Annotated in this window: 3 protein-coding genes and 1 tRNA gene; all 4 read right to left on the reverse strand. The window is 72.5% G+C overall.

What is annotated here, in order from left to right:
* Window positions 1-765, reverse strand: a 765-nt coding sequence (gene murB, locus KBA23_RS15350; RefSeq protein WP_290742692.1) for a UDP-N-acetylmuramate dehydrogenase, incomplete at its 3' end; no start/stop codon positions are given.
* Between the two features lie 75 nt (window positions 766-840).
* Window positions 841-916, reverse strand: a tRNA-Gly gene (locus KBA23_RS15355).
* A gap of 226 nt (window positions 917-1,142) precedes the next feature.
* A complete protein-coding gene (locus KBA23_RS15360) occupies window positions 1,143-3,293 on the reverse strand; it encodes a cyanophycinase (RefSeq protein ID WP_290742695.1) in 2,151 nt (716 codons plus the stop codon).
* Window positions 3,294-3,345: 52 nt separating this feature from the next.
* A partial coding sequence (gene cphA / locus KBA23_RS15365; protein WP_290742698.1) for a cyanophycin synthetase occupies window positions 3,346-5,619 on the reverse strand: 2,274 nt, incomplete at its 5' end.

Below are 5,619 nucleotides of genomic sequence, written 5' to 3' on the forward strand. Positions count from 1 at the left end.
CGACATCTGTGCTCCACCCAGGGTTGCGCCTTTCATGCCGGCGTCCTGGATCAGCTTCCAGGCCTTGAGGTCGTGCACGTCGTCGTCGCGGCCGGTCGAGGAAAACCCTGCCGGGTTGCGGAAAGTCGATCCGGCGGATCGGTCCTTCGTCGGCTGGCTCGCGTCGCGTCGGGCGAGCTGTTCCTCCATCCGCGCCGCGATCGCCTCCGGCGCGTCGCGCGGCCCGGTCAGCGTGACCTCGACGATAACCAGACCCTCCGGCAGCGTCGTGGAGCGGTAGCCGAAGCCCATGTCGTCCGGTCCCAGCGTGACCGCCTCGCCGGCGCGGGTCACCGCGCGCGCCGAGACGAAGGCGTCGCGGGTGTAGAGCCCGTAGCAGCCGGCGTTCATCCGTGCCGCGCCGCCGATGGAGCCGGGGATGGTGCGCAGGAAACCGAGGTCGATCCCGGCCTCGGCGGCCTTGCGCGCGACATGGGCGTCGAGCGCCGCGGCGCCTGCGATCACGCGGTCGCCCTCGACCCTGATGCCGTTGAAGCCGCGGCCGAGGCGGATCACCACGCCGGCGATCCCGCCGTCGCGCACGATGAGGTTGGAGCCGACGCCCATGGGAAGGACGGGGACGCCGGCGGGCATTCCGGCGAGGAAGTCCGCGAGGTCGTCGGCGTCGGCGGGCTGGAAAAGCCACTCGGCCGGGCCGCCGACGCGAAGCCAGGTCAGATCGGCCATGGTGCGGCCGGGAGTGAGGGCGCCCCGGACGGGGGGCATGGCGGGAAGCGGTTCGGTCAATGGCGCGCCATGGCTACGCCGCGCCGTGCTGGCAGTCCGGCGGGTGGGGAAATCTGGAGCGGGCGACGGGATTCGAACCCGCGACCCTCAGCTTGGGAAGCTGATGCTCTACCAACTGAGCTACACCCGCGTCCGAGCGCGAGCCCTATTCGCATTCCCCGGCGCGGTCAAGGTTCCCGCTGCGCGCGGCGTTCACGCCGCCGAGCCGTTATACCGGCGAGCCTGCCCGGCCACCCGGCGCAACACGGGCCAACACGCACTAACACGCGTGATAGATAGGTTAACTACTTGAATACACACGATAAAATCGGCAAAGGTCAAAAAGGTCCGCGAGTCGTTTCATGAGCCCGCCGGTGTTACAGGTCGCGGGGGCATTCGAGGTCGATCGCCGCCGCGGCGCCCTCGGGGCGAATGCGCAGGGTGACGCCGCGGGGGCCGGAGGCGCCGGCCTGCGCGCGGGGGTCGCCCTGGCGGGCGCCGACCTGGGCGGCGAGGGAATCGAGCATCCGCCGCAGCAGCGCTTCGGCCGCGACGGGGTCGCCGGCACGGCGCACGGCGCCGGTGCGAAGCTCGGCGGCGTCGCCGGGCGCGAGCATGGTGACGCGGACGCCTTCGGCGACGAAGCTGTCGCTGTGCAGGACGAGGCCGAGTGGATCGGCCTCGACGAGGACGACGCCGTGGCGCCCGGCGGCCTCGATGCGGGCGTCGCCCTCGGACCAGATCGCGGCCGAATCCTCGCACACGCCGATGCCGAAGCGCTCGTTCTCCTCGGCGCAGGCGACGAGGAGGCGGCCGAGGCGTTCGCCGCCCAGGATATTCTGGTCGATCACCCCGCCGCCGAAGAGGCCGACGCCTTCCTGGATGGCGAGGCCGCGATGTCCCACGTCGGAGGCCACGCCGAAGCGCAGCGCCTCCGAGGAGGAGCCGCCGGCGATCATCACGCCCGAGAGTGCCGAGGCGGCGCCGGAGGCCGCGACGAGGGGCGCGCCCTGGGAATGCGCGCGGGCGATGGCGCGCAGGAGCGCGCTTTCCTCGCCGCGGTGGAGCAGGGTCTCGACGAGACGGGTCTGGTTGCCGCCGGTGAGCAGCACGGCGCGCAGCGCGCCGACGCACTCCAGGAAATCGGGATCGCGGGCGGCGAACTCGACGGTGTCGATCGTGGCTTCGAGGTCGATCGCCTCGACGCCGAGCGACGCGAGGAGGCCGATGTGCTCGCGCGCCGTGCGTTTCGGCTCGGCCGAGGCGGCGGCGAGGACGCCGACGGGCCCGCCGTTCAGCAGCGGCAGGACAGCGGCGAGCATGGCGGGGTCGGCCGAGAGCGGCGAGGAGCCGAGCAGGACGATGCGCGCGTCGGGATGCGGCGTCATGCCGAAGCTGCGCGCGGGGCGGCCGATGCGCTCGCGGATGCGGGTGGCGCTGAGCCGCTCCGAAGCGATCGAGCAGCGGAAGTCGATGCCGGTCATCCGGAGCCCGGTGGGCGGCGTGGCGACGAGCGCCCGGGTGCGGCGGCGGGCGCGCTCCAGCGTGACGGTGACGCTGACGCCGCTGCGGGCGTCGAAGGCGGCGGCCCGGTCGGTGTCGTAGTGATCCGGGTCGCCGAGGGTGAGGCGGGCCATCAGGTCGTAGAGGGTATAGGCGCCGAAGGCGTTGCGGCGCGACTGGGCCGGCGCGCGGTAGACGCGCTCGCGCTTCCTCACGCGGCGCTTGGCCTCGCCCGGCTCGGGTTCGAAGCGCGCGAGATCGATGGCGTCGCCGTCGTCGAGGTAGCTCAGGCGGAAGGCCTGGTCGAGCGGACCGCCGCGGCGGCGGGCGCCGAGGTCGACGAGCATGATGCCGTATTCGCCGCGGACCCAGCCGCGCTCGCCCTCGACGAAAAGCGCGGTGTTCTCGTCGATGCCGAAGCCGCGCCGGACGCCGGAGGCGGCCATGGCGACGACGAGGCGCCCGAGCCGGCCGCGCTTGATGAAGTGCTGGTCGACCATGCCGAAGGGAAAGAAGCCGAGGCCGTCGCCCATCAGGAGGCCGGGCTTTGCGGGATCGTCGGTGACGCCGTGGACGAGGGCCTCGAGCGAGGTGCCGCCGAGGAGCATGGGCGCGGACATCATCGCGGCGCCTGCGGAGGAGCCGGCCAGGAGGCCGCCCCGGGCGAGACTGGCGCGGATGGCGGCCAGCGTCGCGGTCTCGCGGCCGCCGGGGGCGAGCGTGGCGGTGATCTTCGCCTGGTCGCCGCCGGTGAAGTAGACGCTGCCGAAGCCCGAGACGAGAGCGGCGAGGGCGGGATCGTCGGCGTCGCCGCCGCCGTCGTGGAGGGGCGCGACGTCCGAGACGAAGCCGTGGGCGCGGAAGGCGGCGACCTGCTCGGCGGCGACCTCGACGGGCTCGGCCGAGGCGGTCGGAAAGACGAGAATCCGCCCCCCCGAGAGGCGGCGCATCTCGTCGTAGACGGCGGCGTTGCTGTCCTCGAGCCGGCCGCCGATCACGGCAAGCCGGCCGGGCGGCGGGTTCATGCGGGGAGCCTCCGCGGCCGGTCGAACCGTGGGGATTCCGGCAAGCGTTCGGTCATGCGAGCGGCGCGATGCGGACGCCGCGATCGTCGCTGACGAGCTCGAAGCCCTCGGGCACGACGAAGCCGGCGGCGGCGATGCGGCGCTCGGGCGCTGGCGGCGCCGGGGCCTCGGCGGGGCGGAAGTAGATGATCTGCTTCCAGGTCGCGGTGATCGCCTCGCAGAACACCAGCACGAGGTCGTTCGGGCGCGCCATCTCCAGCGCCGCCTGCACCGAGGCGCTCTCGCTTTCGGCGATGGTGATCGCTTCGGCCGCGACGCCACGGGCGATCAGCTCGGCGCGGATCATCTCCGGGATCTCGCCCGGCTCCCGCCCGCGCAGGTCGTCGTCGCTGTGGGTGACGTAGGCGTCGAAATGGCCCGCAACCCTGGCGGCGATGGCGCGGACGTCCTCGTCGCGGCGGTCGCCGGGGCAGGTCACGCAGACGATGCGGCGGCCGAGGGGGTTCAGCCGATCGACGAGATCGACCATGGCGCCCACCGCGGCCTCGTTGTGGCCGTAGTCGAGGATGACGCGGAAGCCGTGCTCGTCGAAGACGTTCATCCGGCCCGGCGACTGGTAGAAGGTGTTGTCGAAGGTCCGGAGTCCGTTGCGGATCTGGTCGAGCGACTTGCCGAGGGCATAGGCCATGGCGGCGGTGAACATGGCGTTCTCGACGTTATGGAGCGCCTTTCCCTCCAGCGTCGCCGGGATCAGGTGGGTCCAGATCAGCGGGATCTGTGCGCCGTTGTCGTAGATGACGATCTGCTCGCCGTTCGCGCCCTTCTCCAGCACCACGGCGCGCTTGCCGAGGCGGATGTGCTCGCGCACCAGCGGGTGATCGGGGTTCTGCGTCACCCAGCAGACGTGCCGCGCCGGGGTGAAGGCCGCCATCTTCAGCGTTTCGGCGTTGTCGGCGGAGAGGACGGCCGTGTCCTTGGCGACCTCGACCACCAGACGCTTGACCTCGGCGAGCTGCGCGATGGTGTCGACGCCGCCGAGGCCGAGATGGTCGGAGGTGACGTTGAGGACCGCGCCCACGTCGCAGAAGTCGTAGCCGAGCCCGGCGCGGACGATGCCGCCGCGGGCGGTCTCGATCACGGCGATGTCGATCGTCGGGTCGCGCAGCACCATCCGCGCCGAGGCCGGCCCGGTCATGTCGCCGCGCACGGTCACGTTGCCGTCGACGTAGACGGCGTCGGTCGACGTCTGGCCGACGACGTGGCCGGCCATCTTCAGCACATGGGCGAGCATCCGGGCGGTGGTGGTCTTGCCGTTGGTGCCGGTCAGTGCGGCGACCGGCACGCGGGCGGCCGCGCCGCCCGGATAAAGCATGTCGATGACGGCGCCGCCGACGTCCCGGCCCGTGCCCTCGGAGGGGGCGATGTGCATCCGCATCCCCGGGCCGGCGTTGATCTCGCAGATCGCGCCGCCCGTCTCGCGCCAGCTCTGGGTGATGTCGGTGGTCAGGAAGTCGACGCCGCCGATGTCGAGGCCGACGGCGCGGATGGCGCGCTCGGCCATGAGCTTGTTGTCGGGGTGGATGACGTCGGTGACGTCGATCGCCGTGCCGCCGGTGGAGAGGTTCGCGGTCTTGCGCAGGAAGACGATCTCGCCCTCCGGCGGGACCGAGGCGGCCGAGAGACCCTTCTCGGCGAGCAGCTTCTCGGCCGTCGCGTCCATCTCCAGCCGGGTCAGCACGTTCTCGTGGCCGGCGCCGCGGCGGGGATCGCGGTTCGTCTCGTCGACGAGTTCCGCCACGCTCGAGCGTCCGTCTCCGACGACGTGACCGGGCATCCGGCGGGCGGCGGCGACGAGCCTGCCGCCGACGACGAGCAGGCGGTGGTCCTCGCCGAGGATCATGCTCTCGACGACGACGCCGGAGCCTTCGGCCTCGGCGATGTCGTAGGCTTCCGCGACCTCGGCGTCGGTCCCGAGGTTCACCGCGACGCCGCGGCCGTGGTTGCCGTCGACGGGCTTGACCACCACCGGGTAGCCGATGCGGTTGGCTGCGCGGGCCGCGTCCTCGGGCGAGCGGACGTAGCGCTGCTTCGGGACCGGCAGGCCGAGGTCCGAGAGCAGGCGCGAGCAGAGCTCCTTGTCCGAGGCGATCTCGACGGCGATGTGCGAGGTGCGCCCGGTCAGCGCCGCCTCGATGCGGGTCTGCCAGCGGCCCTGGCCGAGCTGGATCATGCTGGCGTCGTTGAGCCGCGCCCAGGGGACGCCGCGGGCCTCGGCGACGTGGACGAGGGCGAGCGCGGTGGGGCCGAGGGCGCGGCGGCCGGCGTA

Source organism: Amaricoccus sp., assembly GCF_017995835.1.
GTDB lineage: Bacteria > Pseudomonadota > Alphaproteobacteria > Rhodobacterales > Rhodobacteraceae > Amaricoccus.

Bases quoted from the DNA above. Each gene is read 5' to 3' on its own strand.
- KBA23_RS15360 (WP_290742695.1), bottom strand. From the start codon at position 3,293: ATGAACCCGCCGCCCGGCCGGCTTGCCGTGATCGGCGGCCGGCTCGAG.